17 protein-coding genes are annotated in these 14208 nt (G+C 70.4%); 6 read left to right on the top strand and 11 right to left on the bottom strand.

Features of this window, described 5'->3' with window-relative positions; all coding sequences use genetic code 11:
* Positions 1–46 precede the first annotated feature (46 nt).
* The 3 genes from ABIC53_RS13830 to ABIC53_RS13820 all read right to left on the bottom strand — a co-directional run bounded on the left by ABIC53_RS13830 (position 47) and on the right by ABIC53_RS13820 (position 2344).
* Positions 47–541 (bottom strand): DUF1269 domain-containing protein, encoded by a 495-nt coding sequence (locus ABIC53_RS13830; protein WP_282501644.1) that lies wholly within the window; start codon positions 539–541, stop codon positions 47–49.
* Between the two features lie 103 nt (positions 542–644).
* The gene (locus tag ABIC53_RS13825; protein WP_274179449.1) at positions 645–1529 is read right to left on the bottom strand and encodes an SDR family oxidoreductase; all 885 of its coding nucleotides are present in this window, start codon (positions 1527–1529) and stop codon (positions 645–647) included.
* A 116-nt stretch (positions 1530–1645) separates the two neighbouring features.
* Entirely contained in the window at positions 1646–2344 is a 699-nt protein-coding gene (locus ABIC53_RS13820; RefSeq protein WP_404568587.1) for a DeoR/GlpR family DNA-binding transcription regulator, read from the bottom strand.
* A gap of 54 nt (positions 2345–2398) precedes the next feature.
* Between ABIC53_RS13820 and ABIC53_RS13815 the strand changes: the two genes are divergently transcribed.
* Together ABIC53_RS13815 and ABIC53_RS13810 are read left to right on the top strand one after the other, a co-directional pair.
* Complete coding sequence (locus ABIC53_RS13815) at positions 2399–2698, top strand: DUF4406 domain-containing protein (RefSeq protein ID WP_354451903.1); 300 nt, start codon at positions 2399–2401, stop codon at positions 2696–2698.
* Positions 2699–2784: 86 nt separating this feature from the next.
* The gene (locus ABIC53_RS13810) at positions 2785–3300 is read left to right on the top strand and encodes a septum formation family protein (protein ID WP_282501646.1); all 516 of its coding nucleotides are present in this window, start codon (positions 2785–2787) and stop codon (positions 3298–3300) included.
* 96 nt (positions 3301–3396) lie between these two features.
* Here the strand turns inward: ABIC53_RS13810 and ABIC53_RS13805 are convergent, their stop codons facing one another.
* Positions 3397–3798, bottom strand: coding sequence for an arsenate reductase ArsC (locus ABIC53_RS13805; RefSeq protein ID WP_274179451.1), 402 nt, complete (start codon positions 3796–3798; stop codon positions 3397–3399).
* A 152-nt stretch (positions 3799–3950) separates the two neighbouring features.
* Here ABIC53_RS13805 and ABIC53_RS13800 point away from each other — a divergent pair, with 152 nt between their 5' ends.
* Together ABIC53_RS13800 and ABIC53_RS13795 are read left to right on the top strand one after the other, a co-directional pair.
* Complete coding sequence (locus ABIC53_RS13800) at positions 3951–4514, top strand: pyridoxamine 5'-phosphate oxidase family protein (RefSeq protein ID WP_282501647.1); 564 nt, start codon at positions 3951–3953, stop codon at positions 4512–4514.
* On the top strand, positions 4511–4918 hold the full coding sequence (locus tag ABIC53_RS13795; protein WP_282501648.1) for a GNAT family N-acetyltransferase: 408 nt from the start codon (positions 4511–4513) through the stop codon (positions 4916–4918). The genes ABIC53_RS13800 and ABIC53_RS13795 overlap by 4 nt, the downstream gene beginning before the upstream one ends.
* Positions 4919–5010: 92 nt before the next feature.
* On the opposite strand, the gene ABIC53_RS13790 is transcribed toward ABIC53_RS13795, so the two are convergent.
* The 7 genes from ABIC53_RS13790 to mbhE form a co-directional block, all read right to left on the bottom strand.
* A complete protein-coding gene (locus tag ABIC53_RS13790) occupies positions 5011–5460 on the bottom strand; it encodes a hypothetical protein (protein ID WP_354451900.1) in 450 nt (149 codons plus the stop codon).
* Between the two features lie 169 nt (positions 5461–5629).
* Positions 5630–5959 (bottom strand): cation:proton antiporter, encoded by a 330-nt coding sequence (locus ABIC53_RS13785; RefSeq protein ID WP_282501650.1) that lies wholly within the window; start codon positions 5957–5959, stop codon positions 5630–5632.
* The gene (locus ABIC53_RS13780) at positions 5956–6213 is read right to left on the bottom strand and encodes an MrpF/PhaF family protein (protein WP_023953776.1); all 258 of its coding nucleotides are present in this window, start codon (positions 6211–6213) and stop codon (positions 5956–5958) included. Before ABIC53_RS13780 ends, ABIC53_RS13785 begins: the two co-directional genes overlap by 4 nt.
* Positions 6210–6572 carry a Na+/H+ antiporter subunit E gene (locus ABIC53_RS13775; protein WP_282501651.1) on the bottom strand — a complete coding sequence of 121 codons (363 nt, stop codon included), beginning with the start codon at positions 6570–6572 and terminating at the stop codon, positions 6210–6212. The genes ABIC53_RS13780 and ABIC53_RS13775 overlap by 4 nt, the downstream gene beginning before the upstream one ends.
* Entirely contained in the window at positions 6569–8089 is a 1521-nt protein-coding gene (locus tag ABIC53_RS13770) for a monovalent cation/H+ antiporter subunit D family protein (protein ID WP_282501652.1), read from the bottom strand. The genes ABIC53_RS13775 and ABIC53_RS13770 overlap by 4 nt, the downstream gene beginning before the upstream one ends.
* Positions 8086–8469, bottom strand: a complete 384-nt coding sequence (locus ABIC53_RS13765) for a sodium:proton antiporter (protein ID WP_282501653.1) — start codon at positions 8467–8469, stop codon at positions 8086–8088. The genes ABIC53_RS13770 and ABIC53_RS13765 overlap by 4 nt, the downstream gene beginning before the upstream one ends.
* Positions 8466–11243: a hydrogen gas-evolving membrane-bound hydrogenase subunit E gene (gene mbhE, locus ABIC53_RS13760; protein ID WP_282501654.1), complete on the bottom strand. Its 2778-nt coding sequence runs from the start codon at positions 11241–11243 to the stop codon at positions 8466–8468. The genes ABIC53_RS13765 and mbhE overlap by 4 nt, the downstream gene beginning before the upstream one ends.
* A gap of 270 nt (positions 11244–11513) precedes the next feature.
* Here mbhE and ABIC53_RS13755 point away from each other — a divergent pair, with 270 nt between their 5' ends.
* Together ABIC53_RS13755 and ABIC53_RS13750 are read left to right on the top strand one after the other, a co-directional pair.
* Positions 11514–13028: an alanine/glycine:cation symporter family protein gene (locus tag ABIC53_RS13755; RefSeq protein ID WP_354451896.1), complete on the top strand. Its 1515-nt coding sequence runs from the start codon at positions 11514–11516 to the stop codon at positions 13026–13028.
* The gene (locus ABIC53_RS13750; RefSeq protein WP_354451894.1) at positions 13025–14179 is read left to right on the top strand and encodes a DUF4232 domain-containing protein; all 1155 of its coding nucleotides are present in this window, start codon (positions 13025–13027) and stop codon (positions 14177–14179) included. Before ABIC53_RS13755 ends, ABIC53_RS13750 begins: the two co-directional genes overlap by 4 nt.
* Positions 14180–14208 lie beyond the last annotated feature (29 nt).

Raw genomic sequence — 14208 nt, 5'->3', positions numbered from 1 at the left:
GGGTCGGGGTGCGGCGAATGACACCCCGACCCGGACGCGCCACGGACTACCGCGTGCCGCTGAGGTCGTGGATCAGCTCCCGCTCGTCCTTCTCCGAGAGCGAGGTCTGCACGACGGTGCCGTGGTAACCGGCGAGCGCCGATGCGAACTTGTCCGTCGTGATCTTGGTGGCATAGAGCACGACCGCCGATTTTCCGGCGGACACCGCCGATTTCACGCGGTCGCGGAATTCGGCATCCAGGTTCGTCTTGTCGAGGCCGGCGAACAGGGCCCCGAACAACCCGCCGAAGACGAGCCCCGCGATCGGGACGAAGAAGAGGATGCCGATCAGAGGGCCGAACAGCGCTCCGCCCGCCGCGCCCGCGCCAACCTTGCCGACGACGCCGGGGTATTCGACCTTCGTCTTTCCCTCGTCGTCGACCTTCACCAGAGCCAGCCCGGCGAGCTCGACCACGAGGTCATTCTGGAGCACCTGGATTTCGTTGTACGCGGCTTCGGCGTCCGCTTCGCTGTCGAATGCAATCACGATCAAATCGGCCATGAAATCCCTCGTTCCGTGTTGCCTGTCCCCTCGAGGCCGACGGTATCCCGGCGCGTGAGGAGCAACAAAGGGGGCCGCGGACACCGCCGCCGTCCGTGGCCGGTCAGCTCAGGCTGAAGCCGCCGTCGCTCGTGAGCACCTGACCGACCATCCACGCGCCTGCGGGGCTGCACAGCCACCCGATGAGCTCCGCGGGGTCCTGCGGACGGCCCACGCGCCCGAACGCCGTCGTGCTCAGCCAGGCGTCGAAGTCGCCGAGCGAGCGGTCGGTGGTGTCGGGATCGAGGTAGCCGGTATTCACCGGTCCGGGGTTCACGGTGTTCAGGATGATGCCGAGCTCGAGCAGCTCTGCGGCCACCGTTCTCGTGACGCCGGCGAGGGCTGCCTTGCTCGTGGCGTACGCCACCTCTCCGATCATCGGCCCGTGGATCTGGCCGGACGTCATCCACACGACGTGCCCCTGCGGCGCGTCGTAGGGCTTCGCGCCCGTGATCCGGTCACCCGGCCGGCGCGGCGTCGCGGGCGTCTCCGCGAAGCGGCGCGCGAATGCCGCGGTGAGGAGGAGGGTGGCGCGGGCGTTGACGTCCCAGAACGCGTCGAGACGCTCCGGCGTCATATCGAGGATGCTGCCGTCGTCGCCGCTCTTGGCGTGGTTGCAGACGAGGATGTCGAGCGCGCCCGTCACGGCGGCGGCCTCATCGATCAGGTCGGTCGCCGCCGTCGCGACGCTCAGATCCGCGGCGACGTCGGCGAAGCGAGCATCGCCCACGAGGTGGGAACGGATGCCGGCGCACACGGCGTCGAGGTCGTCGCCACCCCACGGCAGGTCGAGGTCGTGAGGCCGGTGATGGTGCGCGATCACGTTCGCGCCGAGCCCGGCGAGAGTCGTGGCGACGGCGAAGCCGATGCCCCGACGGCGAGAGACGCCCGTGACCAGGGCGGTCTTACCGCTCAGTGGAAGAGCGCGTGCAGAAGAAGAAGCGTGCATGGGTGAACCTTTCGATCGCGTCGTCCTCGACGCGTGGATGGGGATCGGAAGCGGTTCACCGGCATTGCATGCGGCTCAGCCTAGCGAGCAGCCGCGACGGCGTCACTCGGCGCGTGTCACCCGGCGCGGAGCAACGGAACGCCGCGGCGGTCGAGGGCCTCCAGGCTGGTGGCCGGAGCCGCGAGATCGACGATGACCCCCGTGACCTCGTCGAACGGCAGCACCGCGAACGGCGACACCGCACCGATCTTCTCCTCGCTGCCGAGGACGTAGGTCTCGGCAGCGCGTTCGGCGAGCACGCGCTTCATCGCCGCTTCGTCCGCGTCGCCGGTCGTCAGGCCCGCGTCGGCGTGGATGCCGGTAACACCGAGGAGGAAGCGGTCGGCCCGCACCATGCGTGCGGCCTCGACAGCCGCGGCGCCGCTCGCGACCGCGGAGTGCTTGAACAGCCGCCCGCCGATGATGATGACGTCGGCTGCGTGATCGAGGAGCGCCGCTGCCACGGTCGGACTGTGGGTGACGATGGTGCAGGCCAGCGCCGGGTCGACCGCCCGCACCGTGGCGAGTGCGGTCGTGCCGCCATCGACGATCACCGTGCTGCCCGGTTCGATGAGGCTCGCGGCGAAGCGGGCGATGCGCTGCTTGCTCTCGGTAGCGACCGCCTGGCGAGACGCGTAGTCGGCGACGGCCGGCGACGCCGGAACTGCGCCCCCGTAGACGCGCACGGCGAGGCCGGCAGCATCCAGCTCCCGAAGGTCGCGGCGGATGCTGTCTTCGGACACCCCTAGTTCGGCTGCCAGTTCCTTCGCGACGATGCGGCCGTCATCGCCGGACCCTATGCCTCGGGCACCGGCGGCGATCCCGCCCTGATGCGGCGCAACCTCGACCGCCTGGAAGAGGCGGCATGGCCGCTCTTCGAGGCCGGACACATCCCGATGATCGGTGAGTGGGTCGCGCTGCCCGTCCTCGCGAGCGCGGGAGCCTCGGGCCCCACCGACCCGCTCGCCGAGAAGGTGATGTACCCGGTCGCCCATCGCCTGCTGCAGCGTTGCGACGCGGTTCTCCGCCTGCCCGGAGAGTCGCGCGGCGCGGATCAGGATGTCGCGATCGCCCGAGAGCGCGGCATCCCGGTCTACACGGCCCTCCGCGATGTGCCCGGCGTGGCGTGAAGCGTTTCATGCATCCCCCGGATGAACACTCAGGAAAATCATCAGGGTTTCCCAGAAACAGCCGAAACTGGCTAGAGTCGTTCGACGTGAACGCTACTCGTCGACTCCTCGTCCTGCCCGCCGCCGCACTGACCGTCGCTCTGCTCGCGACCGGTTGCTCCACGCTCAACGCCTTCACCGGTGGCGGAGCCGCCGCCCCCGTCCGCGACGAGTCGGGCGCGATCGCCGAGTCGAACGAGAGCACCGATGTCTTCGCGATCCGCGTGGGCGACTGCATGCTCGACTCGGGCACGGCCGACACCGAGGTCACCGAGACCCCGACCGTCCCCTGCGGCGAGGCCCACGACCTCGAGGCCTACCACGCGCAGGACATCGAGGCCGACGAGTTCCCCGGCATCGAGGCGGCGCAGACCGAAGCCGAGCAGGTCTGCTACGACGCGTTCGCGCCGTTCGTCGGCATCTCGTACGAGGAGTCGGTCCTCGGGTACAACTACTACGTCCCCACCCAGGGCAGCTGGGACGCCGGCGACCGCGAGATCCTCTGCCTCATCGGCGACCCGCAGGGCCAGGTGACCGACACCCTCGCCGGCGCCGCGCGCTGACGCTTTCCGCCACCGCCCTCGAAGCGGCCGGCGCGATCGCCCGCTGTGGACATCCGTCCCCGGCGGGCGATCGTCGTTTCCGGCGGGAGGGCGCCGTCAGATGAGCTCGTCGACCAGCTGGCGGATGCGCTCGCGGATGTCGTCTCGGATCGGGCGGACGGCATCGATCCCCTGCCCCGCGGGGTCGTCGAGCTTCCAGTCCTCGTAGCGCTTGCCGGGGAAGAACGGGCAGGCATCCCCGCATCCCATCGTGATGACGACGTCGGACGCCTGCACGGCTTCTGTCGTGAGGACCTTCGGCTGCTCGGCGGTGATGTCGATGCCGAGCTCGGCCATCGCCTCGACCGCGACCGGGTTGATCCGATCGGCGGGCATGGACCCGGCCGAGCGGACCTCGATGCGATCACCCGCGATGTCGCGGAGGAACCCCGCGGCCATCTGCGAGCGTCCCGCGTTGTGCACGCAGACGAAGAGGACGGAGGGCGTGGCGTCGGTCATGATGCCTCTACTCTCCCGCATCTGCGCCGCGACAGGCCACTTTGGGAGGATGAGGTCATGGACGACGCCATCCCCATCGACCTCGACACCTGGCCGCGCCGGCGGCATTTCGACCTGCGCGAGCTCTTCGCCGACGTCGCGTGGCTCGCGGCATGAGCGCGTTGCGGGAGTGGCTACGCTCGCAGCCCTCGCTGACGGGCACACCTCCGGTGTTCGACACCGACCGGCTCCCCGCATCGCCGGTGACGCTGTTCGAGGAGTGGATCCACCAGGCGGCGGCCGCGGGTGTCGCCGAGCCCCACTCCGCGACCCTCGCGACGGTCGACGCCGACGGCATCCCCGATGCCCGGACGCTGATCGTCAAAGACGTCGACGACCGCGGCTGGGCGTTCGCGAGCACACGATCGTCCGCGAAGGGCGGGCAGCTCGCAGCGCAGCCCGCAGCAGCCCTCGCGTTCTGGTGGCAGCCGGTCATGCGGGCGGTGCGCGTGCGCGGGTCGGTCTGTGAGGCGAGCGCGGACGACACCGCAGCCGACCTCGCGGCACGGTCGGAGGCGGCACGCCGGGACGTCGCGGAAGGCGACTGGGCGCTCTGGCGCATCGAGGCGACCCGCGTGGAGTTCTGGCAGGGATCGCTCGACCGTCGCCACACCCGCGTCGTCTACGAACCCGACGGGACGACCTGGCGGCACACGCTCCTCGGAGGTGCAGCGTGACCCTCCACTACTCGCTCACGCCGCCCACGGCCGCCGAGTTCGCCGCGCTCTACGCCGAGACGGGCTGGGCCGAGTGGTCACCCGAGACCTTCGAACGGGCCCTCGCGGGCAGCTGGGTCGTGTGCTCGGCGCGTGACGACGACGGCAGGCTCGTCGGCATCGGGCGCCTCATCAGCGACGGTGCGCTGCACGCGTTCGTCACCGAGATGATCGTCGCGGAATCGGCGCGGGGCGGCGGCATCGGGAGCGAGATCCTGCGCATGCTGGTCGACGAATCACGGCGGCGCGGCGTCGACGACATCCAGCTCTTCGCCGCTCGCGGCCGCGCGGGGTTCTACGAGCGCCACGGCTTCGCGCCGCGCCCGGCAGACGGCCCGGGCATGGACGTCGTCGCCGACGGCTGACCCCTCCGCCGAGCGGTCGACTCGCCAAAAGCTGCGGATGCGCGGGGTGCCGGATCCGCACATCGTGGCGACTCGACGGACGGTGGCGGCGCTCAGAACTGCGACGCGGCAGCGGCGGCGTGAATGCTGCGGTCGCGGATCTCGTGCCAGGTGAGCGCGACGTTCCCGACCGGGCCGGCCGCCGTTCCCGCGACCTCTTCGACGCGGTCGAGCAGACGCCGGGTGTCGGTGCACAAGCTGATGTCGACGACCGCGACATCCACGTAGCGGCCGCGCGCCCGTTCGAGGTCGGCGTGCAGCCGGGTGGCGAGCGCGGCAGCAGCGGCATGCATCTTGCGTTCGGGGATGCGGTCGGCGTGCCGCAGCAGGACGACCAGGTTGCGCAGGGCGACGAGACCCGACGCGTGAGCGAGGAGGGATTCGTAGCGCTGCTTGAGCTCAGCGCGCGAGCGGCGGACCGTCGGCTCCGCCTCCAGATCCACCGTCCACACCAGGCAGGTGGGCTCCCCCTCCGTGGCGAGGGACGCGATAGCTGCCGCCATCGGTTCTGGTCGGTCACCGGCGACAGCGATGCGGGGGTTCACGGGGGCCCTTCGGGTAGCGGTCATCGTCTTGCCGACCAGACTTCCCGGCGCACCTGCTCGGCCTCGCGGCCGAACTCCCTCACCATATGCCACGGCGCCCGCACCCCGGGCCGCCGCACCGCGCGTGTCATCCGTCCTCATCGAGAGCCGCGGTATCGGTGCCTTCGGTGAACCGATGCCCTGAGCTGACCGCGGCGCGGGCGATGACGATGGCCGCCACCGCCGAGGTGATCAGCTGCAGGAGCACGGCGAGCACGACTTTGACGACGTTGTCCACGGTCGGAACCTGCAGCACCGCGCCGACCGTGATGAACGCGACGCCCAAGCCGGCGGCGGTGGCGACGGCCGAGATGCGCGCGTAGGGGTCGGGGAAGCGCCGCAGGCCGACGGCGGCGACGACGAAGATGAGCGCGCCCAGCAGGGCGATGATCTGACCGATGAGCTCGAGGATCGTCATCGACGTCCTCCCGTCAGCGCGCGCGCGAGCGAGACCGCGGCGAGGAAGGCGACGAGGGTCGCGACCAGCACGAGGTCGAACGTGCCCTCACGCGCCAGGCGTACGCCGACGAGCGCCACGAGCCCGACCAGGCTGAAGGTGAGCAGGTCGGCGGCGATGACGCGGTCGGCGGGGGTCGGGCCGCGCAGGATGTGCACGACGGACGCGATCATCGCGATCGCGCATCCCGCCGCGGCGAGGTCCAGCAGGTTCATCTCGGTCCTCCCAGTGCGACCGCGCGCGTCATCCGGCGGTCCATGTCGGCGAAGTCGGCCAGCGCCGAATCGGGGTCGCGGTGGTACAGCGAATGCACGATGACGAAGCGCGCGCCGGATTCATCGCGTGCCGCGCCGAGGGCCAGCGTGCCGGGAGTCAGCGTGATGAGGACGCTGATCGCGGTGACGTGCAGGTCACCCGCAGGCCCCAGCGGAAGCCGCACGACGCGTGGCGTTGCGGCCAGCCCCGGGCTGAGGATGTCGCCGAGCACCCTCACCGATGTCAGCGTCAGCTGCGCGGCGAACCAGCAGACGAAGGCCGCGAACCGGAAGGGCAGAGTGAGGATGCTGAGGATCACGGCAGCACCGCCCCGACGTAGGCGGTCGTATCGAGCAGGCCGGCGGCGGCGACCTCCGCGAGGGCGAACAGCCCCTGCGCACCGAGCCCGAGGGCCAGGGTCGCCGCGGCGAGCACGACAGCAGGCGCCGCGAGCGCTGCGCGGGTCGTGGTTCGCTGCGCCACCGCGAGCCCCCCGCGCCCGACCGGATCGCCCGGCTCACCCGGCTCACCACCGGTGACCGTGCGCGCGAAGACGGCGTTGAAGATCTTCAGCATCGACAGCAGGGTGATCAGGCTCACCACGATCGCGATCACTGCCGCCGCGACCTGTCCGTCCTCGATCGCCGCGACGAGCAGCATGAGCTTCGCGAAGAAGCCCGAGAACGGCGGGATGCCGGCGAGCGACAGCGCCGCAACACCGAAGGCGACCATCAGCACGGGTTCCCGGCCGACACGACCGCGCAGGTCGTCGAGGCGATCCGTCCCGAATCGGGTCTCGATGGCGCCCGCAGACAGGAACAGCGATGCCTTCACGATCATGTGGTGAAGCAGGTAGAAGATGCCGGCGGCCAGTCCCAGGGGCGTGAACAGCGCGACGCCGAGCAGGATGTAGCCGATCTGGCTGACCATGTGGAAGGCGAGGATCGACCGCATCCGGTCTTCCCCCACCGCGCCGAGCACACCGATCAGCATCGTGGCGCTGAAGACGGCGACGCCGATCCAGAGGTAGGTCTGGTCACCCTCGAAGCCGACGGCGTAGATGCGGTAGATGGCGTAGATCGCGACCTTCGTGTGCAGACCCGAGAACATCGCGGTGATGGCCGGCGACGTCGACGGGTACGCACGGGCGAGCCACCCGTGCACGGGCACCACGGCGGCCTTCATCGCGAGCGCGAAGAGGCAGACCCCGAGCGCTGCCGCCACCAGAGGCGACTCCTGAGCGGCACCGGCGAGCTCGGCGAGGTTCACCGTGCCCGCCACGCCGTAGACGAGCGCCACCCCGGCCAGGAAGACCGTGGAGACGAACAGGTTGAAGGTGACGTAGAGCCTCGAGCCGGTCACCGACTCGTCCGTGCCGCGACCACGACGCGAGAGCACCAGAAGCCCGTACGAGGGCAGCAGCATGACCTCGATGAAGACGAAGAGGTTGAACAGGTCGGCCGTCAGGAGCGCACCGTTCACTCCCGCCGTCAGCACGAGGACGAGTGCGGGGAAGAGCCGGTTGCGACCGGTGTCCGCGACGATCGCGAAGACCACGCAGACGAGGGTGAGCAGCCCAGCGACCGTGAGCATGAGGGCGGAGAAGGCGTCGGCGACGAACGGGATGGCGATGCCGTTGGGCCATCCGCCGATCCCGTGGGCGACGACTGATCCGTCGGCTGTCGCCCACACGAGCGCAGCCGCCGCGATGAGGTTCGCCGTCAGCACGATCAGGAGCAGGACGATCGCCCATCGATGACGACGGCGCGCGAACGCGGCGACACCGCTCGCGAGGAGCGGCACCGCGACGATGAGCGGAAGCAGAGCGTCGTTCATCGGCGTCCTCCTCGGGTCGGGGCCGGGGCCGCGGCCTTCGCATCGTCGGGCCCTGCATCGTCGACGCCCGCATCCTCGAGCCCGGCGTCTTCGGACGGGTTGCCCGTCACGGCGAGGACGAGCAGGTAGATGGTGATCGCGAAGGCGATGACGATCGCGGTCAGGACGAACGCCTGCGGCAGCGGATCGGCCGTGGTCGCCGGATCCAGCGCCTCGCCGAGCGGCTCCTCGCGCGAGTCGATGCCGCCGGCGCTGAACAGCAGCAGATTGGCCGCGTGCGAGAGCAGCACGAAGCCGAGGATGACGCGCAGCCGGTCTTCCTGCAGCAGCAGGTAGACCGCTCCGGCGACGAGCACACCGATGGTGAGGGCGAGGATCACCGGACGCTCCTTTCTGACGAACGGTCGGTTCGGACCGCTTCGGCGGGAGACAGACCGAGGCGATTGATGGCGGCGAGGATGACCCCGAAGACCGCGAGATACACACCCAGGTCGAAGACGAGGGCCGTGGTGAGGTGCAGGCTGCCGATGTCGAAGTGCAGCGGCCGGAGGAACGAGCCGTCGAGAAGCCCCAGCAGACCGGTGCCGACCGCGATGACGACGCCCGCTCCGGCGATCGCCAGGTACGAACGCTCGATCCGCGGGATCTCGTCGCTCGGGGCGGCGAGGTAGATCAGCGCGATGGCCGCGGCGCCGATGAGCGCCGCGATGAAGCCGCCGCCCGGGTCGTTGTGACCGCGCAGCAGCGCGTAGGCCGACCCGACCACCATCACCGGGGCGACGATGCGTCCCACAGTGGTGAGGAAGACCGCGTTGGCGCGGGCGTTGGAGAGCGCGGCGGAGGTTCCCTCCCGCACCGGGCGGTCAACGGCTCGACGTGCCTCGAGAAGCGCGGTGATCGATACCGCTGCGATCCCCAGGACGACGAGCTCGCCGAGCGTGTCGAGCGCTCGGAAGTCGACCAGGATCGTGTTCACGATGTTGGTGCCGCCGGTCAGTTCCTTCGCCTCGCGGAGGAAGAAGGCGGCGACATCCGAGATCTCGCGGTGTCCGGTGAACACGAGCGCGGCGAGCGTCGCGGTCGCCCCGGCGGCGAGCGCGGCGATGACCGCGAGCACGCGTCGCCGCGGGCGCGACGGGCGCAGGCGGCGCGGCATCCGGCGCAGCACAAGCACCATCACGACGACGGTCAGGATCTCGACGAGGAGCTGCGTCACCGCGACATCCGAGGCCCCCAGAACCAGGAACCACAGCACGACGGCGAACCCGGCCACACCCACGCTGATGATCGCGGTCAGGCGGCGGGTGGCGACCGAGACCGCGATCACCCCGGCCGCGACGAGGAGGAGCAGGAGCAGATCGAGCACGAGGAACGGCTCGTCGTAGCGCGGCCAGCCGCGCCACATCGCGGGAAGCGCTGCGGCGGCGGCACCGATCAGCACGATCGGCACCACGAGGTTCGCGGCGGGGGCGTCGGAGCGCGTCAGGTCGCCGACACGACGGCCGAGCGCGATGATGCCCCGCTGCGCATACTGGACGGCGAGGACGCCTGACCACCGCTGCGGTGTCGGCGGCACGGGCGTACCGCGCAGCCGGAGGCCGACCAGCGTTCCGAGCACGATCGCCGTCACCGACAGCAGCAGAGCCGCGTTCACACCGTGCCAGAGGTAGATGCCCGAGACGGATACCGCGTCGACGCGCGCCGCCCCCGCTGCCGCGGGTCGCACGAGGGGGTCGAGCAGCGGTGCGCCCGCACCGAGAGCCAACCCCAGGATCGCCGGGACGGATACCGCGACCGACATCGTTCGCGTGTCGCGCCAGGCGCGTGCCTGCGGCCCGTGCTCACCGGGCTGAGCGGCACCGAGGCGACCGGGCAGCAGGGGAAGCACCAGTCGCAGGCTGTACGCCACCGTCAGCACGGCTCCAGCGGTGGCCACGATCGCGAGCGTCCATGACAGCGCAGGCGAAGCCGCCGTGAGGAACGAGTCGAGAAGCAGCTCCTTGCTGATGAAACCGAGCATCGGAGGGATGCCGGCCATACTGACCGCCGCGAGGATCAGCATCGCGGCATCCCAGCGCAGCATCCCCCACGATCCGCGGAGCTCGGTCAGGATCCGGGTCCCGGTGCGCTTCTCGACCAGTCCTACGCCCATGAAGCCGGCGGACTTGAACAGCGCGTGAGCGACCACATGCGCGCTCGCCGCGAGCATCGCCGTCGGCGTGCCGACGCCGATCACCGCGACCAGGAGGCCGAGCTGACTGACTGTCGAGTACGCCAGCAGCTCCTTCATGTCGGCGCGGCGAACCGCGAAGAACGCCCCCATGAGAGCTGTCCAGAGCCCGACGCCCACGAGGAGCGGCGACCAGATCGCCGCCGCGGACGCGGCTGGCGCGAAGAGCATGAGCAGGAAGATCCCGGCCTTCACCATCGCCGCCGCGTGCAGATAAGCGCTCACCGGGGCGGGCGCCACCATGGCATCCGGAAGCCAGGAGTGGAACGGGAACTGCGCCGATTTCGTCATGGCCGCGAGGGCGACGAGCACCGCGACGACGGTCGCGAATCCCGGGTCCTCGCGCCACAGCGGGTGGGCGAGGGCGGCGGTGAGCTCGGTCGTGCCGGTGCGCGCGATCAGGGTCACGACGGCGGCGAGCAGGGCGAGACCGCCGGCGGCGGTGACGAGCAGCGTGCGCGTCGCGGGCTCTTTCGCCGCGGGGCCCGAACGGAGGATCAGCAGGTACGAGCACAGGGTCGTCAGCTCCCACGCCACGAAGAGCACGACGAGGTCGTCGGCGAGGACGAGGGTGAGCATCGCCGCCGCGAACGCCGTCATCAGGCCGTAGAAGCCCGGCGAGCGAGGCTGACGCAGGTACGAGGACGAGTAGACGAGCACCACCGCGCCGATCGCGAGCACCACCACGGCGAACAGCAGCGCGAGCCCGTTCAGCCGCAGGCGTAGCGCGACATCGAGTGCCGGGATCCACGGCAGTGATTCGCGGACGACCTGCTGCGGATTCCACGCCGAGATGACGAGCCCGAGCACCGCGAGCATGCCGGCGGCCAGAGGCCACCCCGCGTGCCGTCCGGTCAGCCGCACGAACGCGGGGGCGAGCGCCACGAGCAACCAGGCTGCGGCGACCGCGACGAGGAGGGTCACGCGCGCCGCCGCCCGGTCAGGGCGTTCGCGGGCGCGCGGCAACAGAGGGCAGGCAGGACAGTGAGCACGGATTCTCCGGGTTCGATCGACGACTACGTGCCGACCAGACTTCCCGGCTCACCAGCTGACAGCGTACCGGGGGCCACCTGGGGAAATCAGGTGCGCGCGGATGCTTGACAACGCGGTCATGAGTCATTTCTCACCGGCCATTCCGAGCTGATCAGACGCGTCCGCCTCGCACGGGGTCGTCGAGTCGTCATACTGGCGAGCATGGATTCGACGGGCATGGATGCCGTGAACGACTGGCTGCTCACGTGGGGCGACCACCTCTGGACCTGGATCGTCCTCCCGGTCGTGGTCCTCCTCGGGCTCTACTTCACCGTTCGGTCGGGCGTCGTGCAGTTCCGTCTGATCCCCGAGATGTTCCGCACGCTGACCGACAAGACGCCGCAGACCGCGGACGGCAAGCCGCAGTCGGTCTCCGCCTTCCAGGCCTTCACGATCTCCGCGGCCTCCCGCGTGGGAGTCGGGAACATCGCCGGCGTCGGCACCGCCATCGCGGTGGGCGGCCCGGGCGCGGTGTTCTGGATGTGGGTCATGGCGTTCGTCGGCGGAGCGTCGAGCTTCATCGAGTCGTCGCTGGCGCAGCTGTTCAAGACGCGCGACCGCGGCAGTTTCCGCGGTGGCCCGGCGTACTACATGCAGCGCGGGCTGGGCGCCCGGTGGCTCGGCGTCCTCTTCGCCGTCATCCTGATCGTCTGCTTCCCCTTCGCGTTCAGCTCGCTGCAGGCCAACACGATCTCGGCCACCATCAGCTCGAGTGTCGGGGGCGATCTGCCCTGGCTGCCGTGGATCATCGGGGCGGGCATCGCGCTCCTCACCGGGCTCGTGGTGTTCGGCGGGGTGCGCCGCATCGCCTCGGTGACGCAGGTGCTCGTGCCGATCATGGCGCTCGCCTATCTCGTGCTCGGCGTGATCGTCGTCGCGCTGCACCTCGATCGGATCGGGCCGGTGTTCGCCGAGATCTTCACGTCGGCCTGGGGCTTCAACGAGGTCGTCGGGGCCGCGTTCGGATACATCGTCCTCACCGGCGTCAAGCGCGGCATGTTCTCGAACGAGGCGGGGCTCGGCTCGGCTCCGAACGCCGGCGCGAGCGCCGCCGTGACTCATCCGGTGAAGCAGGGCCTCGTGCAGACCCTCGGCGTCTACTTCGACACATTCCTCGTGTGCTCGGTGACCGCGTTCATCATCCTGGTCTCCGTCCCCGATCTGGCCGGAGCTACACGGGGAATCGACCTGACCCAGGGAGCCCTCGTCGACACCCTCGGTGAGTGGTCGAACATCGCCCTGAGCATCATCATCTTCATGCTCGCGTTCTCGTCGATCCTCGGGAACTACTACTACGGCGAATCGAACATCGAGTTCATCTCGACCAACCGCGCCGTGCTGACGGGGTACCGCGTGCTCGTCGTCGCCGCCGTCCTCGGCGGATCGGTCGTCGGAGCCGACCTCGTGTGGAACTTCGCCGACGGCGTGATGGGGCTGATGGCGCTGACGAACCTCATCGCGATCGCGTTGCTGTCGGGCATCGCGTTCCGCCTTCTCAAGGACTACACCGAGCAGCGACGCGCCGGGCTCGACCCCGTGTTCACGCGGGAACGGCTGCCCGACGTGCGCGGCATCGAGTGCTGGGAGGACGAGCTCACCGTCACCGGCCCCATCGACCTGCCCGTGCGTGCACGCCAGGCCGCCAAGCACCGCGACCACCTGCACGACCGCCGATGACCCGGCGACTCGTCGCCGCCGGCGGGCTCGCCGCGGCGCTCTGGGCGGCCGTCGCGCTGACCCGCTGGGGCTTCTCGCGAATCCCGAGCGGAGCCGCGCAACTCGCGAACCTCGTGCCCCCCGTCGTGCCCGCGGGTCTGATGTGGGGCGACAGCGGTCCGTGGCTGGTCCTGAGCGTCGCCATCGGCGCGGTCGCCGTCGGGCTCGTGTTCCTCTGGGTCACGACCCGCATGCACACGCGCAGCAGCCTGCTCCTCGCGGCGTGGTTCGCGGCGGTCGCGGCAGGGGCGCTGGTCGGACTCGCGCTCGACCTCGGTGCCGCGTGGAGCTCGCTCGCGATGTTCGGCCCACGGGGGCTCGTCGTGGGCGAGTTCGGCGCGGCCTCGGCATCCGGCGCTCTGTGGGGGCTCGCGGTCGGGTGGCTGCCCGGCCTCGTCGCCCGCACTCGGGACACTCGCATGCCGGACGCACGCATGCCGGCAGACGTCGCAACACCGCGATCGCGGCCCCTGCTGTGGATCGGCTCCGCCGCCGCGGTCGCCACCATTGCGGCGGCCGGCCTCGGCGCGGGAAGCGATGCTGCACGAACCGCCGCCGTCAACGACGACGTCGCCGCTCAGCAAGAGGCGGAGGCCGCCGTGACGTTCGGGGCGATGCCCGATCCCGCCGCGCCTGGGGTGCCGGTACCCGAGACATCCGGGACCTCCGCGCCGACCGATCCGCGATGGTGCACGGAAGACCGGGCCATGGTCCTGAAGGGCGAACCGGATGCCGCCACCGGTCACCGCGGGATGCCCATCCGGCTGATGAACTTCTCAGAGGAATCGTGCGTGATCGAGGGATACCCCGACGTCGCGTTCGGCGACCAGAACGAGCATCTGCTGACGGTCGAGCTCACCCCTGGCAGTTCCTTCATGGCGCAGGATCCGGGGCCAGAACGCATCGAGGTGCCGGCGGGCGGGTACGCCGTGGCGTTCCTCGGCTGGGACGGCGCCTCGACTCACGGAGCGCTCGTCACGAAGCGGGTCTACGCAGCTGCAAGCCCGGGCATGACGCGCGGCTCGTGGCCGATCGACCTCGACATCGTCGAGGGCTCCACCGTGGCCGTCACCGCCTGGGAGCTGGATACCACCCCGACCGGCCGGGAGTAGCCGGCGGTCGACTCGCCAGGGAACGCGGA

Source organism: Microbacterium sp. 1262 (assembly GCF_040544895.1).
Taxonomy (GTDB): domain Bacteria; phylum Actinomycetota; class Actinomycetes; order Actinomycetales; family Microbacteriaceae; genus Microbacterium; species Microbacterium plantarum.
The sequence above is the reverse complement of the archived record's forward strand: the minus strand, read 5'-3'. Positions and strand labels throughout refer to the sequence as shown.